This is a genomic window from Ruegeria sp. C10, from assembly GCF_056537805.1.
Window position 1 is genome coordinate 257,302 of sequence record NZ_JBQFSC010000003.1, and the last position, 16,024, is coordinate 273,325.

19 protein-coding genes are annotated in these 16,024 nt (G+C 58.8%); 8 read left to right on the forward strand and 11 right to left on the reverse strand.

From position 1 onward, the window contains the following. Positions 1–39: 39 nt before the first annotated feature. Both ACR0DE_RS15140 and rpsU read right to left on the reverse strand, forming a co-directional pair. A complete protein-coding gene (locus tag ACR0DE_RS15140) occupies positions 40–1,275 on the reverse strand; it encodes a CAP domain-containing protein (protein ID WP_480754064.1) in 1,236 nt (411 codons plus the stop codon). A 296-nt stretch (positions 1,276–1,571) separates the two neighbouring features. Further along, positions 1,572–1,778 carry a 30S ribosomal protein S21 gene (gene rpsU / locus ACR0DE_RS15145; protein ID WP_005614280.1) on the reverse strand — a complete coding sequence of 69 codons (207 nt, stop codon included), beginning with the start codon at positions 1,776–1,778 and terminating at the stop codon, positions 1,572–1,574. A gap of 112 nt (positions 1,779–1,890) precedes the next feature. On the opposite strand from rpsU, the gene ACR0DE_RS15150 reads away from it, so the two are divergent. Then, complete coding sequence (locus tag ACR0DE_RS15150) at positions 1,891–2,583, forward strand: COQ9 family protein (RefSeq protein ID WP_480754066.1); 693 nt, start codon at positions 1,891–1,893, stop codon at positions 2,581–2,583. 72 nt (positions 2,584–2,655) lie between these two features. Next, positions 2,656–3,642 carry an NAD(P)H-quinone oxidoreductase gene (locus ACR0DE_RS15155; RefSeq protein WP_480754067.1) on the forward strand — a complete coding sequence of 329 codons (987 nt, stop codon included), beginning with the start codon at positions 2,656–2,658 and terminating at the stop codon, positions 3,640–3,642. 15 nt (positions 3,643–3,657) lie between these two features. Here ACR0DE_RS15155 and ACR0DE_RS15160 read toward each other — a convergent pair whose 3' ends face one another. Then, a complete protein-coding gene (locus ACR0DE_RS15160; protein WP_480754069.1) occupies positions 3,658–4,515 on the reverse strand; it encodes a DUF2189 domain-containing protein in 858 nt (285 codons plus the stop codon). Between the two features lie 214 nt (positions 4,516–4,729). Here ACR0DE_RS15160 and ACR0DE_RS15165 point away from each other — a divergent pair, with 214 nt between their 5' ends. Further along, complete coding sequence (locus ACR0DE_RS15165; RefSeq protein WP_170597238.1) at positions 4,730–5,713, forward strand: quinone oxidoreductase family protein; 984 nt, start codon at positions 4,730–4,732, stop codon at positions 5,711–5,713. A 41-nt stretch (positions 5,714–5,754) separates the two neighbouring features. Here ACR0DE_RS15165 and ACR0DE_RS15170 read toward each other — a convergent pair whose 3' ends face one another. The 8 genes from ACR0DE_RS15170 to ACR0DE_RS15205 all read right to left on the reverse strand — a co-directional run bounded on the left by ACR0DE_RS15170 (position 5,755) and on the right by ACR0DE_RS15205 (position 11,171). After that, positions 5,755–6,288: an outer membrane protein gene (locus ACR0DE_RS15170; RefSeq protein ID WP_170465891.1), complete on the reverse strand. Its 534-nt coding sequence runs from the start codon at positions 6,286–6,288 to the stop codon at positions 5,755–5,757. Between the two features lie 261 nt (positions 6,289–6,549). Continuing rightward, positions 6,550–7,023 carry a YHS domain-containing (seleno)protein gene (locus tag ACR0DE_RS15175; RefSeq protein WP_170395661.1) on the reverse strand — a complete coding sequence of 158 codons (474 nt, stop codon included), beginning with the start codon at positions 7,021–7,023 and terminating at the stop codon, positions 6,550–6,552. Positions 7,024–7,195: 172 nt separating this feature from the next. Then, positions 7,196–7,471, reverse strand: coding sequence for a hypothetical protein (locus ACR0DE_RS15180; RefSeq protein ID WP_170395663.1), 276 nt, complete (start codon positions 7,469–7,471; stop codon positions 7,196–7,198). Next, on the reverse strand, positions 7,468–8,073 hold the full coding sequence (gene plsY / locus ACR0DE_RS15185; protein WP_480754072.1) for a glycerol-3-phosphate 1-O-acyltransferase PlsY: 606 nt from the start codon (positions 8,071–8,073) through the stop codon (positions 7,468–7,470). The genes ACR0DE_RS15180 and plsY overlap by 4 nt, the downstream gene beginning before the upstream one ends. Continuing rightward, positions 8,073–9,353 (reverse strand): dihydroorotase, encoded by a 1,281-nt coding sequence (gene pyrC / locus ACR0DE_RS15190; protein ID WP_480754074.1) that lies wholly within the window; start codon positions 9,351–9,353, stop codon positions 8,073–8,075. Before pyrC ends, plsY begins: the two co-directional genes overlap by 1 nt. Further along, positions 9,350–9,736 (reverse strand): hypothetical protein, encoded by a 387-nt coding sequence (locus ACR0DE_RS15195; RefSeq protein WP_170597242.1) that lies wholly within the window; start codon positions 9,734–9,736, stop codon positions 9,350–9,352. Before ACR0DE_RS15195 ends, pyrC begins: the two co-directional genes overlap by 4 nt. Continuing rightward, positions 9,721–10,239, reverse strand: a complete 519-nt coding sequence (locus tag ACR0DE_RS15200) for a hypothetical protein (protein ID WP_480754077.1) — start codon at positions 10,237–10,239, stop codon at positions 9,721–9,723. The genes ACR0DE_RS15195 and ACR0DE_RS15200 overlap by 16 nt, the downstream gene beginning before the upstream one ends. Further along, complete coding sequence (locus ACR0DE_RS15205; protein WP_170566212.1) at positions 10,236–11,171, reverse strand: aspartate carbamoyltransferase catalytic subunit; 936 nt, start codon at positions 11,169–11,171, stop codon at positions 10,236–10,238. The genes ACR0DE_RS15200 and ACR0DE_RS15205 overlap by 4 nt, the downstream gene beginning before the upstream one ends. Positions 11,172–11,929: 758 nt before the next feature. Here ACR0DE_RS15205 and ACR0DE_RS15210 point away from each other — a divergent pair. The 5 genes from ACR0DE_RS15210 to ACR0DE_RS15230 all read left to right on the forward strand — a co-directional run bounded on the left by ACR0DE_RS15210 (position 11,930) and on the right by ACR0DE_RS15230 (position 16,019). Then, the gene (locus ACR0DE_RS15210; RefSeq protein ID WP_170514155.1) at positions 11,930–12,694 is read left to right on the forward strand and encodes a uracil-DNA glycosylase; all 765 of its coding nucleotides are present in this window, start codon (positions 11,930–11,932) and stop codon (positions 12,692–12,694) included. Next, a complete protein-coding gene (locus ACR0DE_RS15215) occupies positions 12,691–13,290 on the forward strand; it encodes a metallophosphoesterase family protein (protein ID WP_480754079.1) in 600 nt (199 codons plus the stop codon). The genes ACR0DE_RS15210 and ACR0DE_RS15215 overlap by 4 nt, the downstream gene beginning before the upstream one ends. Continuing rightward, positions 13,287–13,907 (forward strand): LysE family translocator, encoded by a 621-nt coding sequence (locus ACR0DE_RS15220; protein ID WP_480754081.1) that lies wholly within the window; start codon positions 13,287–13,289, stop codon positions 13,905–13,907. Before ACR0DE_RS15215 ends, ACR0DE_RS15220 begins: the two co-directional genes overlap by 4 nt. 6 nt (positions 13,908–13,913) lie before the next feature. Then, on the forward strand, positions 13,914–14,456 hold the full coding sequence (gene moaB, locus ACR0DE_RS15225; RefSeq protein ID WP_480754084.1) for a molybdenum cofactor biosynthesis protein B: 543 nt from the start codon (positions 13,914–13,916) through the stop codon (positions 14,454–14,456). A 105-nt stretch (positions 14,457–14,561) separates the two neighbouring features. Next, positions 14,562–16,019, forward strand: a complete 1,458-nt coding sequence (locus ACR0DE_RS15230) for an RND family efflux transporter (RefSeq protein WP_170597249.1) — start codon at positions 14,562–14,564, stop codon at positions 16,017–16,019. The last annotated feature ends 5 nt before the right edge of the window (positions 16,020–16,024 follow it).

The window sequence follows — 16,024 nt, forward strand, 5'->3', positions numbered from 1 at the left end:
GTGGTGCGGGAAAAGGATCCCCGCACCTGAACGGTTTGATTAACCCCAATCAAATCCGCAGTTCGTTTCGAAAACAAACACGCCGCACATGTCGTCATTCATGTCTTCGACTGTGGCTTCAACGGTTTCGATCATGTAGTCAGCGAAGTCGGTGTCGAACACCAGATCGAAATCATCCATCTCCGGGGTCGTGTCAGCCTGCTGCACCGGAGACCATTCGAACTGGTCAAATTGGGCTTGCAGCGCATTAACAAACGCTTCGATCCCGGCAAGGAAGGCCTGAACGTCAAAGCAGTCCGCGCCCGGTGCACCATTGTCAACGACAACTTCAGGTGTTTCTGGCTCGGGTTCTTCGACCTCGGTGACGTCGGTCTCCGGAGTTTCGGGTTCCTCGACCTCGACGACTTCAGTATCCGGCACATCGGGTTCCGGGTCTTCAACTTCAGTCACATCGGTATCAGGCGTTTCCGGCTCTTCAGTTTCGGTCACGTCTGTTCCCGGAGTCTCCTCAACCGGGTCCTCGGTCTCGTTAACCTCAGTTTCTGGCGTTTCGTCTGCCGGTTGCTCGGTTTCCGTCACATCGGTGTCGGGTGTTTCGTCCGATGGTTCTTCGGTTTCGGTGACGTCTTCCTCCGGGGTCTCCTCTGCCGGTTCTCCGGCATCGGGAACTTCCGCTACCGGTGTTTCGTCAACTGGTTCCTCAGTCTCGGTCACATCGGTTTCCGGCACTTCTGGTTCGGTCGGGGTGGTAACCTCTTCCTCCTCTGGCTCAACAACTTCTTCAACCGGAGGCGTCACCGGCGGGGTGGTGCCGCCGTTATCAAGATCGACATCGCCCTGAGTCGCCGCAAAGTTCTGCGTCACCATGACGGCGTCGTACCCCTGCATGTCGCCTTCTTCGATCCCGATGCCGATATATTTGAAATCGGGGTTCAGAATGTTGGCGCGGTGACCGGGGCTATTCATCAGGTTCTCGTGCAACTGGGCGACATCATCGCTGATACCGGGTGCGCCACGCTCGGATTGCCAGGCGATGTTTTCTCCGGTGCGCCAGCTCCCGGACAGGTCGAACCCTGCGGCTTGCATCCGTTGGGTCGCGGATGAACCACCCTGACCGGTGTGGCTGAACCGGTCGGTGTCCAGCATCCAGCTGCTGTGGTCCTCGGAAGATTCGTTCAGGTTGCGTTCAAGTTCCAGGGGATCAAGACCGCGGGATGTGCGCTCTTGGTTGATCAGCGCGAGCATTTCGCGCTCGACCGTACTTGCTGTCGACATCAGTGCCTCCGTTTTTGGTTATGTCTGAGTGGACGGCCTCACTTACAGACGATCAAAGAACGCTGAATAGGGCGGGTACGGCGATGGGCGTTTTTCGGCGGCAGAATGCAACCGAACGGCGATTCGCTGCGCTGTAAAATGCCGACTGCGGCGATTGCATTAAAATCGGCAGGTTGCCGCGAGGGTAAAGCCGGGAATTGGCGGGATCATCCGCCCTAAAAACGACAAACCCCCGGGCAGGGCCTCGGGGGTCGTCAAATAGTGTCATCCAAAGCTGGACGAGTCGCAGTAAGCTCTTAGAGCAAACCTTCGCGCTGTGCTTTCTTACGTGCCAGTTTACGGGCACGGCGGATCGCTTCAGCTTTCTCGCGCGCTTTTTTCTCGGACGGTTTCTCGAAATGTTGCTTCAGCTTCATTTCACGGAACACGCCTTCGCGCTGCAGCTTTTTCTTCAGGGCACGAAGCGCCTGATCGACGTTATTGTCGCGAACACTAACCTGCATGTGGTTGTCACCACCTTTCTAGATAGAGTTGCAAGGAAATTGCAGGAAGTGGCCGTATAGCAAAGCACGCCTAACTTGTCTAGTACTGGACCCGCAGCCTCGGAGACCCGACATGACAGCAACCTATGAAGACACCAAAGAGAAGCTTCTCGATGCGATTCTGAACCATGTGCCGTTCGACGGCTGGTCGGAAACCAGCTTTCGTGCGGCCATCAGCGATTGCGATCTGGAGCCCGCGCTGGCCCGAGCGATCTGTCCGCGTGGTGCCGTCGATCTGGCACTGGCCTTTCATGCGCGCGGGGATGCCGCGATGTTGGAGCGGTTGAAATCCGAAGACCTGAGCGGTCTGAAATTCCGTGAAAAGATCGCCGCTGCCGTCCGTTTCCGCCTGCAGGCGGTCGAAGACAAAGAAGCAGTGCGCCGAGGTATGACTTTGTTCGCGTTGCCGATCCATGCCGCGGATGGGGCCAAGGCGGTCTGGGGCACCTGTGACCAGATCTGGACAGCGCTTGGCGATACTTCGGACGACGTGAACTGGTACACCAAACGTGCCACTCTGTCGGGCGTCTATTCTTCGACACTGTTGTATTGGCTGGGTGATGACAGCCCGGATTATCAGGCGACATGGGAATTCCTGGATCGGCGGTTCGAGGGCGTAATGCAGTTTGAGAAGTTCAAGGCGCAGGTGAATGGCAACCCGCTGCTGAAACCGTTTCTGGCCGTCCCCAACTGGCTTGCGGGTCAGGTGAAGGCTCCGACGAAGTTGCCCAACAACCTGCCCGGTTCGCTGTCATCGGGTAAATAGTCGCAGCGTTTCCACTTGCCGCTGGGCCTCTGCGTTTTCGCCTGCTAGGCATTGGGCAAAGGAGATATGCCCATGACCCAGACAATGCGCGCTGTCGAGATCACCGAAGCTGGTGGCCCGGACGTTCTGCAACTGACGGAACGCCCGATGCCGGAACCGGCAGAGGGTCAAGTGGTTCTGAAAGTCGCGTACGCCGGGGTGAACCGTCCTGATGCGCTGCAGCGGGCAGGGGCGTATGATCCGCCTCCCGGTGCAAGCGATTTGCCGGGGCTAGAGGCCTCGGGCGAGGTCATCGCCATCGGCTCGGGTGTCGAAGGTCTGGTCGTTGGCGATCGGGTTTGCGCCCTGTTGCCCGGCGGCGGTTATGCTGAATATGTCGCAACGCCCGCCGCTCATTGCCTGCCTGTGCCTGCGGGTATGGGTTTGAAAGAAGCTGCCTGCCTGCCCGAAACCTTCTTTACTGTTTGGTCCAATGTCTTCACCCGTGGCGGCTTGAAGCCGGGGGAGCGGTTTCTGGTCCATGGCGGTTCCAGCGGGATCGGCACGACGGCTATTCAGCTGGCCAATGCGTTTGGCGCCCGCGTCTTTGCAACCGCCGGGTCGGCTGAGAAATGTGAGGCTTGTATCAAGCTAGGTGCCGAAAAGGCGATCAACTATCGCGACGAAGATTTCGTGGCTGCGATGCGCGCCGAGGGCGGGGCGAACCTGATTCTGGACATGGTCGGTGGTGATTATATCCCGCGCAACATCAAGGCTTTGGCGGAAGACGGGCGGCTGGTTCAGATCGCTTTCCTGCAAGGTCCGGTGGTCGAACTGAACTTTGCGCTGATGATGGTGAAACGCCTCACCCTGACGGGCAGCACCTTGCGCCCACAAAGCGATTTGGCCAAGGCGCGAATCGCGCAAGACTTGCGTGAAGCCGTGTGGCCATTGCTTGAGGCCGGGAAGGTCGCACCGGTGATGGATTCAGAATTCGATCTTTCTGATGCCGCCGCTGCACATACGCGGATGGAAGCATCGGGCCATATTGGCAAGATCGTTCTGAAGGTCTCTGGTTAAGCTGCTGCCATGTAGTCAGGCGACCGCCCGGCGATACAGGTGCCATGTGGCGTGGCCTAGAACGGGCATGACGACGATCAGCCCCAGCAACATCGGGATCGCGCCCAGTACCAACATCGCGGCCACAATGGCCCCCCAGGTCAAGATCACACCCGGGTTCTGACGCAAGACCCGTACCGAGGTTACGACGGCCACGGGAACGCCCACTTTGCGATCCAGCAACAGCGGAAAGCTGACCACGCTTAGCGCCAATGCGACCAGTGCAAACAGGAAACCGGTGACGGTGCCGATGATGATCATGCTCCAGCCTGCTCCGGTGGTGAACACTTCTGTCACGAATGCCATGGCCGAGGCCGGAGGTTCTGGCCCTAGGGTTTGCGCGTAGATGCCTTGCGCGACCATCAGCCAGATCATCAATAGCATGACCAGATAGAAGCCCAGTGCCAGTATGGCTCCGAAGGAAGGCGAACGGAATACGCCGAACGCGTCTAGCCAATGAACGTCTCCGCCCTGTTCCCTCTTGCGACTGATCTCATAAAGCCCGACGGCGGCGACCGGCCCGATCAGGGCAAAGCCCATGACAAGCGGGGCCAGCAGGGGCACCATGTCTTTGTTGAGCCCAATACCGAACATCAGCAGACCTGCGATTGGATAGATCAGAACGACAAAGATCGCATCGGCCCGGGTTTCGAGAAAATCATTATATCCAGCTTTCAGGCATTCGCGCAGATCCTGCAGGGTCAGCGTATGCACCGTCGGCAGAGCCTGAACATCCGCGCTGCCGATCTCGGTCATGGATTCAGTGACATGATCGCTGGTTGCCCGCAGATTTCGGGCGACCCAGGTGATTGGGTTACCGATTGTCTTGTCCATGTTCATCCCCTTTTCTGGCGTGGGTGCGCCGCGGGATGCATCCGGCGTGGCAATTCGCGTGACCGGATCAGCCGGCAACGTCTGCCCAATTACAACGTCTCGTTGCATTATAGCACATATTGCGAAATTTTGCCCGATCACCCTTGCAGAGCCGGAAGGATTGCTCTGCCGCACAGGCGTGTTAGCTTTGTTTCCACAGGCAAGGGAGGCATTCATGCAGCAGACAGCACGCACAGTCGTCATACACGAATCCGGCGGCCCCGAGGTTCTTCGGATTGAGGATCGCCCGCTTGGCGATCCCGGCCCGGGTGAGGTGCGCATTCGCCATCATGCCTGCGGATTGAATTTCATCGATGTGTACCAGCGTACCGGCCTTTATCCGCTGGAGTTGCCTCATGCGTTGGGAATGGAAGCGGCCGGAGTCGTTGAGGCGGTAGGCGAAGGCGTTACGCATCTTGCCCCCGGCCAACGCGCGGCCTACGCCGCAGGCCCATCGGGAGCATATTCCGAAGCGCGCGTGATGCCTGCAGCACAGGTTTGTCCGCTGCCCGAGAGTATCTCGTTCCGCACCGCAGCGGCCATGATGCTAAAGGGCATGACGGTTGAATACCTGTTTCACCGCACAACGCCGCTGCGGCGCGGAGATACCGTGTTGTTCCACGCGGCTGCCGGAGGTGTGGGACTGATCGCCTGCCAATGGGCGAAATCCGAAGGCATCAAACTGATCGGGACAGCGGGAACGGATGAGAAATGCAGCCTGGCGCAATTCAATGGCGCGTCACATTGCATCAACTACCGGACCGAGAATTTTGTCGAGCGTGTGGCCGAGATCACCGGAGGCAAAGGGGTTGATGTGGTGATGGACTCCATCGGTGCGGACACGTTTGAGGGATCGCTGGATTGCCTGAAACCCTTGGGCATGATGATTTCATTCGGAAACGCTTCGGGGCCAGTGCCGCCTGTCGATCTGGGAATGCTTGCGCAGCGGGGATCTCTGAAGGTGACGCGGCCAACCTTGTTCACGCATATCTCGGATCACGCCACCTGTCAGGCGATGGCGCGACGCTTGTTTGGCAAAGTGGACGGGCGCGAGGTCAAGATCCATGTCGATCAGGAGTTTCCGTTGGATCAAATTGCTGATGCGCATCGTGCTTTGGAAGCACGACAAACCACCGGCAGCACAGTCTTGGTGCCCTAGTGGCACGGGCCCGGCGCAAATAGCCGGGCCCAACTTTCTCATCAAAACCGATATGCTACACGCAGTTGAACTGTAGTTGCGTCAACATCGACGCCCGATGAGTTGAAGTCGTCGAACTCATGATACAGAATCTCGCCTCCAACGCTGATATTGGGGGCTACGATCTGCTCATAGCCTGCGCCGATGAACCAGCCATCGTCACTGCCCAGATTATCGGTATCCGCATCGGCATAACCGGCGGTGCCATAAAGCAGGCCCTGCGGGTTCAACTTGTAGCCCGCGCGCGCTTTGAGCCGCCAGACATTCTCGACCGTGGCGGCGCCGGAAAGGTCTACGTCGCTCCAGTCATAGTCGAAGCCACCTCCGACGACCCAATCGCCCAGATCGTAATCATATCCAAGGATGATACCGCCGATCGCACCATCGCCGTCGACGCCTGATACGTTTGTGTCGATGTCCGCATAACCAAACTGTGCACCGCCGTAGAATCCAGTCCAGTTGCCTGAGGATTGCGCCATGGCGGATCCCGCAGCCAATACGGCGACCGAGGTGATCAGTGCCAATCTTCCTGTCATCGTCTCATTCCTTTCGCTCGAAACCTGCTGCCAATCAAATCTAATGGCAGCGTTATGATTGAATCTACGTTCCGGCCCTTAGGCCGGATCAGTGATGTTTTGACTGTCCCGAACAAATTTATTCTGGCCGGTGCCCCGGCGTGGGCCCACTCAGGTTGGGCTCTTTTCTCATATGCTAGATAGGGTGAAACATGATGCCTTCAAACGAAGATCGGCGGCAGATACGATCTGCCGCCGATGCACAAAGGTCTTGTCAGCGAATTATTGCTGTAGTTCAGCCGGGTCTTTGTCGGCGATGTCTTCCCAGTTCGCGCTGGCTTTCTCAACAAAGCCCGGAATGTCGCCTTCCCAACGCTCCTGAATGTCTTGTGACAGGTTCAGATACAGCTTGTTGTCGACGATTTTCCAGTAGTTCGGGTCACCATCGAACTTGAAGCCCATTGCGGTGCCAAATGCGCAGTAGCCGCCGTAGGCAGGCAGATAGGCCTCTGGGTTCGCCTCAAAAGCGGCTTTGTTCTCTTCTGATGCAAAACGGTACAGGGCGTCGTTGTGCAGCGTGGTGATTTTGTAATCACCCTTGGTTGCTTCGCCAACGGTGAAATAGGCGACCGGGTCATAGCCCTGCATTGCCAATCCGGTCGAGCTTGCGTTGATTTCGACGCCAGCCGCCATTGCTGAGCTTGCGATCGCAACAGACAGCGCGACTCCGCTGATGATGGATTTGAACGTGTTCATGACTTCACCTTTCGTGAATAGGCTCGCTGAAGAGCACTGTAATTTTGCCCGGGCGAACCGGATTTGATTGTCGCGACGCCTGTAATTGGCCGTCACAAAATCCCAGTTGGGGAATGGCCCGATCACGTTCAAAGCAATCAATTGTGATTGTGCAATCACAAAGACCGGTTGTTCATTCCTGCACGTCAGGCACCAGCGCCAGGACAAAATCGACCACCTTTTCCGCAGGCATTTCGCAGGGGCGAAGCAATGCGCCGCTTTTCTGTGTGAGATAAAGGTTCAGGCTGATGTAATCCGGCCCGCCCAATTGATGAGCCACCAGTTTGTGAGATTTCCCGCAGGCCATGATCTGATGCGATACCAAATATCGATGCGGCCCAACGGAACCGGTGAACGTGCCGACCGGCAGATCATGGAACGCTTTCAGAAACGCGCTGGGCGCTGTCACGATTTCCCGATTTTCGGTTCTGTCCCCGCCTTGATCCGCGCTAGGTTGTCGCTGTGCCGCCAGTAGAGCAGCAAGGTCAGAGCAATTCCAAGAACGAAGGTACTGCCATCTGTCAGCACCATGATCCAGGTGGTGGATAGGGCGGCGGCGGCCAGCGCACCAACGGATGAAATACGCCAGATCAGCGCCGCGACCAGCCATGTCAAGCAGCAGGCGACACCCACGCGCCAGTCAAGTGCCAGCCAAAGGCCCAGAAAAGTCGCAACGCCTTTGCCGCCTTTGAAGCCCAGCCAGACCGGAAAGCAATGCCCGAGGAACGCGGCCAACGCGGCGATCTGCGCGGCATCTTCACCAGCCAAAGCGCGTGCCAGCAGAACAGCAACGGCACCCTTGGCTGCATCAAACAGCAATGTCAGCGCTGCCGCTGCCTTATTGCCGGTTCGCAGGACGTTGGTTGCGCCGATATTGCCCGACCCGATTTGCCTCAGATTTCCCAGACCCATCACGCGCGCGACGATCATGCCAAAGGGTATGGAACCTAGCAGGTATCCCAACGCGGCCCACAGGATGAGCTGAGTCATTGTGCTGTCGATCAGGGGCATCAGGCTCTCCGGTACACTTCTTGTCCAGCGACATAGGTTGCGGTGACCTTACCCTGCATCCGCTGGCCGTCAAACGGTGTGTTCTGCGATTTCGATTTCAGCGTAAAGCGGTCCAGAACAAAGGGAACATCCGGGTCGAACAGTACCAGATCAGCGGGCGCGCCTTGGGACAGGCGACCACTCTCCAAGCTCAGCCGTTTGGCCGGATTGAGGGCCATGGCGCGGAACAGGGTCGGCAAGTCCAGCTGTTCGGAATGATATAGCCGAAGCGCAGCAGGCAGCAGTGTTTCCAGCGCCACCGCGCCCGAGGCCGCCTCTTCAAACGGCAGACGCTTGCTTTCCTCATCCTGCGGCGTGTGCATCGAGCTGATCGTATCGATCAGACCGGTTCGCACTGCTTCGATCACGGCTTGCCGGTCATCTTCGGATCGCAGCGGGGGCTTGATCTTGAAGAAGGTGCGATAATCGGACACGTCCAATTCGTTCAACGTCAGATGGTGGATCGAGGTGCCTGCTGTGATGTCCAGCCCGTTGCGCTTGGCGCGCTCCAGTGCGGGTAGGGCGCGGGCCGTGGTGATCTGATCGGCGTGATAGGCGGCCCCGGTCATTTCAAGCAGGGCGATGTCGCGGTCCAACCCCATACGCTCGGCCATAGGCGATACGGCGGGCAAGCCTTGCAGTGCGGCGAACTTGCCGCTGGTGGCCGCGGCTCCGCTGCTCAGGCCCGGCTCCTGCGGGTGGGCAATCACAAGAGCGCTGCAGGATTTGGCGTAGGTCAGCGCGCGTGAGAAGACCTTGGTATTGGTGATGACATGATCGCAATCGGTGAAGGCCACAGCTCCCGCGTCTTGCAGGAACCCGATCTCGGTCATCTCACGCCCTTCGCGCCCTTTGGTCAGGGCGGCCATCGGCAAGACGTTTACCGGCGCGTCCGCTTGCGCGCGGCGGGTGGCAAACTCCAGCGTTTCGGGTGTATCGACGGCAGGCAGCGTGTCTGGACGGGTGACGATGGTCGTCACTCCCCCGGCGGCAGCGGCCAAACCCGCAGATTTATAACTCTCCTTGTGTCGCTCACCGGGCTCGCAAACCTTAACGCCAATGTCGACGATACCGGGCGCAAGGCACTGCCCACCGCAATCGACCACCTGCGTGTCAGCGTCTGGGGCCGTGCCTTCATCAAGCGCTGCGATCCGACCATCGGCAATCTGCAGCCAGCCGATGCTATCTGTGCCAGCTTCGGGGTCGATCAGGCGAGCGTTAGTAAAAATCAGATTGCTCATGCCATGGCCCTTTCGATTGCAGCTTTGGTGGCGGCGGGGTCCGCCTGATATTTGATCAGGTGCTTGTCGCCGCCTTTTGTGACGATCTGGACAAAGCTGCCAATGGTATTGACCGCCTGAATTTGGTTCAGCGCCACCTTACGCGGACCAGGACCGGTGAGAGTGGTGCCCGTCATTTCCCACTTGGCGACCAGTTCTTCCGAAGCCAAATACCAAGCGCGGATGGTGATGGCGGCCAACCCTGCGGGCGCGCCGGTCCAGACGTAAGGGTTGCCTATCAACCAAAGCAAGACCATCGCGGCCGCCATTGCAAACGCGGCGAGCCATGCGTTGGTGCGGATATAAGCGCCCTTGTCTGGCGTGAATGTTACAGGATCAGCCACAAGGCACCTCCGACGGCGATCAGAATCAGTATGGCAATGACGGCTGAACCGATGCGGCTTGGTTTATTATCCACTGGCGGGCTTTGCGGGGCCGAGAACGGTTTTGCGCTTTCGGTCTCAATCGTGCCGCCGGACCAGTTGGTAGCCTCTTCGGTGAACAGGCCAATCAGATGCAGGCGGGGATCGAGGGAAAGGGTTGCAGATCGACCACCCAGCGCCGCACTGCGCAGGACCATCACCCAGCCTTCAATGGCGTCCAACTTCGCGCGATCCAACTGGTCTTCCGAGACACCACAGCCTTCGCTGAGATAGCCATAAAGCCCGAGATCTTCGAGGTCGGATACCGGAAAAATGTCGATCTGTTCTGGATCCAGCCCCTCGACACCCAACACCTGATCAACAGCCCCCGGTTCGCGCAGGAATTTCGCCTCTTCTGGGCGCATGTCCAGCGAGAACAGGCGGATCACGCCGCGCTCATGGGGGGCGATGGCCAGATCGTTCATGCGGCTTCTCGTACGTTGCGCGCTAGCAGGTCCATGGCGGCCATGCGGACGGCGACGCCCATCTCGACCTGCTCTTGAATAACGGATCGGTTGATGTCGTCCGCCAGCGTCCCGTCAATCTCGACCCCGCGGTTCATTGGACCGGGGTGCATCACGATGGCGTCTGGCTTGGCCAGCGCCAGCTTTTCAGCGTTCAGACCGTAGCGGTGATAATACTCGCGTTCCGAGGGGATAAAGCCGCCGTCCATCCGTTCCTTCTGAAGACGCAGCATCATCACAACGTCGACGTCTTTCAGACCCTCATTTATATCATCATAGATCTCGGCCCCAAATTCCGCGAATTGCGACGGCACCAGCGTCGGCGGGCCGATCAGACGGATGCGGTTTTCCATCTTGCCCAGCAAGATCAGGTTCGAACGCGCCACGCGCGAATGCGCCACGTCTCCGCAAATCGCGATGTTCAGCCGGTGTAGGCGGCCTTTGGCACGGCGGATGGTCAGCGCGTCCAGCAGGGCTTGCGTCGGGTGTTCGTGCCGCCCGTCGCCTGCGTTCAGCACAGCGCAGTTTACCTTCTGCGCCAGCAGGTCCACCGCGCCGGAATGAGGATGCCGTACCACCAGCAGATCGGGATGCATTGCGTTCAGCGTCATTGCTGTATCAATCAGCGTCTCGCCCTTTTTGATCGAACTGGCCTGCATCGCCATGTTCATCACATCCGCGCCCAATCGCTTGCCCGCAATTTCGAAACTCGCCTGCGTACGGGTCGAGTTTTCAAAGAACATGTTGATTTGAGTCAGGCCCGACAGCACATCGGAATGCTTAGCCGATTGCCGGTTCAGATCGACATAGGTTTCGGCCAGATCAAGGATAGCGGTGATATCGGATTGCGACAGATGCTCGATGCCAAGAAGGTGACGATGGGCGAAACGCATGGGCGGGCTCCTGTCTGACAATCGGACCGCTTATAAGAAGCCATGCAGGCCAAGGCAACCTAAGGTTCCGACCCTTCGGTTAGTTTCTCACATCCGCCTTCGGGCAGGCATTGTTCGCCGGGTTTGCACCACTTGCCGTAGCCGCAATCGATAGCCTTGATCGGAACGCAGCCCTGATGAGCCGAGCATTTAAAGCCGGGTCGGCATTGCGAACCGGTTTCTTCACACAGAAACCAGCCTGGGCGCGAACATCCGCCGCCCGGCAAGCAGGATGAACCGGCTCCGCAACTCCTGCCATCGGCGCAGGTTGTGGGTGGAGCGGGGACCAAATCCGGTCTGCTGCGCTCGCATTCACCGCGTCCGTTGCAGAAGCTACCACCGGGGCAATCCAGGCGCGAGGTGCACTTATTCGCCCCAGCAGGGGCGCAACGGGTTCCTCCTGCCACGCAGCGCTCGAACGGGCCGCAGGTGCGCCCACCTCCACAATAGGTGTGTCCCGGCGGGATACAGCGACCATCAAAGCTGCAGCGTTGGCCTGCGGGGCAGCAACCGCGCCCGCATTGCAACTGTCCGGCGCGGCATTGAGTATTCCGATCAAACAGCTGCGCACTCGCCGAACCGCCAAAGGTTGCCAGCAATAGAGCAATCAGAAGGAATCGCAGAAATGACAGCATGACCCTGCCATGGTCGGTGCGACCCTGTGCCATGGCAAGGTCTATTCGCTTTCCCTCGGTCAAAAGCTGGTTAGATTGAGGGTTATGGAATCGGGTTTGGACCATCATACCGCGCGGGCGCTGCTGGAATGGCAGATCGAGCTGGGCGCAACCGAGGCGATCGGCGACGCGCCGGTGGATCGCTATGCGTTGCCGGACAAAGCGGCCAAGGCTAAGAAACCAGCTGCGGTTGAACCTGCGAAAAAACCAGAACCGGTCGATGCCGCAGCTGTTGCAAAACAGGCGGCGAAAACCGCTGGATCGCTCGTCGATTTGCGTGCGGCGATGGAGGCGTTTGATCTTTGCGACCTCAAACGCGGCGCGCGGCAGTTGGTGTTTGCCGATGGCACCCCCGGTGCACGGGTAATGATCATCGGCGAAGCGCCCGGCCGTGATGAGGATCGCGAAGGTAAGCCCTTTGTCGGGCGCGCTGGGCAATTGCTGGACCGGATGCTGGCCGCGATTGATCTGGATCGGCGCGAGAATGTCTACATTACCAACGTGTTGCCGTGGCGGCCCCCGCAGAATCGCGATCCCAAGCCGGAAGAGATTGGCATGATGAAGCCGTTTCTGGAACGGCATGTGGCGTTGGCCAAGCCCGAGGTGCTCGTGGTGATGGGCAATATTAGCTGTCAGGCCTTGCTGGGCAAACGCGGTATCACGCGGCTGCGCGGGAAATGGGATCAGGCGCTGAACCTGCCGGTCATCCCGATGTTCCACCCGGCCTACCTGCTGCGTCAACCGCAGATGAAACGTCAGGCCTGGGCCGATTTGCTGGATTTGCAAGCAAGGCTGAGGGGCGCGGGATGAGAGTTCTGGCGTTTTCCGATCTTCATATGGCGCGCAACCGGGCCGCTGATCTGGTGGTCGCTAGCGCCGAGGCTGATCTTGTCATCGGTGCGGGGGACTTTTGCAATGCGCGGCGGGGCCTGAATGAAGCGATGCAGATGCTGTCGGTCATTGCAGCGCCGCTGATCCTGGTGCCGGGCAACGCTGAGAGCGCCGAGGAACTGACAGCCGCTGCGCCCGAAGGCGCGCATGTTCTGCACGGGACGGGCATGACATTGGATGGTCTGCGCCTGTTCGGGCTGGGCTACGGCGTGCCGGTGACGCCTTTTGGAGACTGGTCCTGCGATCTTACTGAAGCTGAAGCATCGGAACTGCTGGACCGGTGCGAGGCTGCGGATGTTCTGATCGCGCACTCTCCGCCAAAAGGATATGGGGATGTGACATCACAAGACGTGTCGGTCGGCTCGACCGCAGTTCGGGACGCGGTTGAACGCATCCAGCCCGATTTTGTCTTTTGCGGTCATATCCACGACAGTTGGGGATACCGCGGCATGCTCGGGCGGTCTCAGATCGCCAATCTGGGCCCAAAACCACATTGGTTCGAGGTAACAACGTGATCGAGACAGTGACATTGATGGCCTTCGTCCCAGCCGCACTGGTGCTGAATTTCACACCCGGCGCTGACATGATGTTCTGTTTCGGGCAAGGGTTACGGTCTGGGTCACGCCCAGCGATGATGGCCAGCCTCGGTGTTTCGACGGGTCTGATGGTGCAAGTTTTGCTGGCGGGGCTTGGACTTGGGGCGTTGGTATCAGCCGTGCCTTGGCTGTTTGACGTTATCCGGTGGATGGGCGTTGCTTATCTATTGGTTCTTGCATGGGGCGCAATCCGGAAAGGGGCAGTGTCGGACGATGCAGCAATCAAGCCTGCTCATTTCGCGTTTCGCGAGGGGTTGCTGGTGAACCTGACCAATCCCAAGGTCATTCTGTTTGTTTTGGCCTTTATCCCTCAGTTCGTGGACCCAGCAAACGGCCCGGTTCTGCTGCAATTCCTAACCTTTGGTGCAATTATCACCTTAGGCAGCATTCTGGTGAACGGGGTGGTCGGTATCTTTGCGGGCGGAGCAGGGCGCATTTTGATCTCAAACCCACGCGCTTCACGTATCATTGGATGGGTCACGGGCGGGATATTCGCGGCTCTTGCCATCCGGCTTGCCATTATGGAAAGGGCTTGACGACATATGTCGCGCATTGACGAAAGCATTGAGTTCATCCCCGTCCGCATTGCGGTTCTGACTGTGTCGGATACTCGCTTGCTGGACGACGACCGCTCGGGCCAGACGCTTGTCGACCGGATCGAAACGGCTGGACATTCAGTGGCGGACCGCAAGATCATTCAGGACGAACGCGCCCAGATTGCCGAGCAATTGCGCAGTTGGATCGCGGATCCTGAAATCGACGTCGTGATCTCGACCGGCGGCACAGGTCTGACGGGTCGCGATGTTACAGTCGAGGCGCACCGGGACGTTTATGAAAAAGAGATCGAAGCGTTTGGCACCGTTTTCACCATCGTGTCCATGGAAAAGATAGGTACTTCTACCGTGCAGTCACGCGCCACAGGCGGAGTTGCAGGCGGAACCTATCTGTTTGCGTTGCCGGGCAGCCCGGGTGCCTGCAAAGACGCTTGGGATGCGATTCTGGAGAAGCAGTTCGATTATCGCCACCGGCCCTGTAATTTCGTTGAAATAATGCCCAGATTGGACGAACACCTGCGACGGAAGTAGACTGGTTCTGCGTTTAACGGATCATAACCGCTTTGTGGCTTGGCATTTTTTGCGACCCGGCTACCTTTGCGGAAGGCAGCGTGTGCGACCAAAGGTGAGTGACCGATGCGATTTCTGCGGCAAAGCCTTGTTGGGGTCTTCCTGGCGTTTCTGACGCTGGGCCTGTTGATCGTTGCCGCACAGATGATCTCGGGCGCGGTTCAGGATGTGCTGACGCGGGACAATCAGGCACCTGAGGCGCGGGAACGCATATTCGCCGTTACCGTACGAACCGCCGAGCCGGAAACCGTCACTCCTTATCTGGAAGCGTTTGGCCAGATTCAAAGCCGCCGCCGGTTAGAGCTGCGCGCGGCCTTGGGTGGGCGCGTTGTATCACTGGCCGAAGATTTTGAAGATGGCGGTACTGTAACGGCGGGAGAATTGCTGGTCGAACTGGACCCAGCCGATATGCAATCTGCTCTGGACCGTGCCAAATCCGATCTTCTGGATGCCCAGTTTGAAGAGCGGGACGCCGAACGCTCGCTGCTGTTGGCGCAGGATGAGTTGAAATCAGCCGAGGCACAGGCCGAACTGCGTGACCGGGCGCTGCAGCGCCAGCAGGATCTGCAGACACGTGGTGTCGGGGCTGCTGCAAGCGTCGAAGAAGCGGAACTGGCCGCAACATCGGCTCATCAGGCAGTTCTCGCGCGCAGGATCGCTTTGGCGCAGGCCGAATCTCGTGTGGATCAGGCAACAACCTTGTTTGCGCGGGCTCGTATCGCGTTGGAAGGGGCCGAGCGTGACCTGGAGGATATGACGATCCATGCCGGGTTTGATGGGACGCTGACCGAGGTCACTTTGGTTGAAGGCCGCTTGGTCGCGGCCAACGAAAAGCTGGCCGAACTCGTCGACCCCAATGCGCTTGAGGTCGCGTTTCGGGTTTCCACCGCGCAATTCGTGCGGTTGCTGGACGCGCAAGGTGATCTGATCTCAGCCCCGGTGACTGTATCGCTTGAGGTCACGGGGACCGATCTCACTGCCACCGGCCGGATCAGTCGCGATAGTGGCGCGGCGGGTGAAGGGCAAACCGGGCGTCTGATCTATGCGCGTCTCGACGACGCGCCGGGATTCAAGCCGGGGGATTTTGTCACCGTTTCGATTGAAGAACAGCCGCTCGATAATGTGGTCCGTCTGCCATCCTCGGTTCTGGACGCCACGGGCAATGTGCTTGTTCTCGGCCCCGATGACCGGCTGGAACCGTTGGCTGTGCAATTGATCCGTCGTCAGGGCGATGAGGTGCTTTTGCGTGGTGAAGGCCTGGAAGGCCGCGAGGTTGTGATTGGCCGGACGCCTCTGCTGGGTTCGGGTGTACGTGTGCGGCCCCTACGGATTGAGGCGAATGCCGAAGCTGATCCGGGCATGGTCGAGCTTTCGGACGAAAAGCGCGCTCAGCTTGTGGCTCAGGTCGAGGCCAGTGATGCTATGTCTCAGGAAGACAAAGCCCAAGTATTGGGCCAGTTGAGCGAGGCCAAAGTGCCCGCCACCCTAATACGCCGTCTTGATGACAATCGGGCCGGAGGCTAAGCGCG

What these genes read in the sequence shown, in the direction of transcription:
- ACR0DE_RS15140 (WP_480754064.1), bottom strand. Translation starts at nt 1,275, where the DNA reads ATGTCGACAGCAAGTACGGTCGAGCGCGAAATGCTCGCGCTGATCAAC.
- rpsU (WP_005614280.1), bottom strand. Translation starts at nt 1,778, where the DNA reads ATGCAGGTTAGTGTTCGCGACAATAACGTCGATCAGGCGCTTCGTGCC.
- ACR0DE_RS15150 (WP_480754066.1), top strand. Translation starts at nt 1,891, where the DNA reads ATGACAGCAACCTATGAAGACACCAAAGAGAAGCTTCTCGATGCGATT.
- ACR0DE_RS15155 (WP_480754067.1), top strand. Translation starts at nt 2,656, where the DNA reads ATGACCCAGACAATGCGCGCTGTCGAGATCACCGAAGCTGGTGGCCCG.
- ACR0DE_RS15160 (WP_480754069.1), bottom strand. Translation starts at nt 4,515, where the DNA reads ATGGACAAGACAATCGGTAACCCAATCACCTGGGTCGCCCGAAATCTG.
- ACR0DE_RS15165 (WP_170597238.1), top strand. Translation starts at nt 4,730, where the DNA reads ATGCAGCAGACAGCACGCACAGTCGTCATACACGAATCCGGCGGCCCC.
- ACR0DE_RS15170 (WP_170465891.1), bottom strand. Translation starts at nt 6,288, where the DNA reads ATGACAGGAAGATTGGCACTGATCACCTCGGTCGCCGTATTGGCTGCG.
- ACR0DE_RS15175 (WP_170395661.1), bottom strand. Translation starts at nt 7,023, where the DNA reads ATGAACACGTTCAAATCCATCATCAGCGGAGTCGCGCTGTCTGTTGCG.
- plsY (WP_480754072.1), bottom strand. Translation starts at nt 8,073, where the DNA reads ATGCCCCTGATCGACAGCACAATGACTCAGCTCATCCTGTGGGCCGCG.
- pyrC (WP_480754074.1), bottom strand. Translation starts at nt 9,353, where the DNA reads ATGAGCAATCTGATTTTTACTAACGCTCGCCTGATCGACCCCGAAGCT.
- ACR0DE_RS15200 (WP_480754077.1), bottom strand. Translation starts at nt 10,239, where the DNA reads ATGAACGATCTGGCCATCGCCCCCCATGAGCGCGGCGTGATCCGCCTG.
- ACR0DE_RS15205 (WP_170566212.1), bottom strand. Translation starts at nt 11,171, where the DNA reads ATGCGTTTCGCCCATCGTCACCTTCTTGGCATCGAGCATCTGTCGCAA.
- ACR0DE_RS15210 (WP_170514155.1), top strand. Translation starts at nt 11,930, where the DNA reads ATGGAATCGGGTTTGGACCATCATACCGCGCGGGCGCTGCTGGAATGG.
- ACR0DE_RS15215 (WP_480754079.1), top strand. Translation starts at nt 12,691, where the DNA reads ATGAGAGTTCTGGCGTTTTCCGATCTTCATATGGCGCGCAACCGGGCC.
- moaB (WP_480754084.1), top strand. Translation starts at nt 13,914, where the DNA reads ATGTCGCGCATTGACGAAAGCATTGAGTTCATCCCCGTCCGCATTGCG.
- ACR0DE_RS15230 (WP_170597249.1), top strand. Translation starts at nt 14,562, where the DNA reads ATGCGATTTCTGCGGCAAAGCCTTGTTGGGGTCTTCCTGGCGTTTCTG.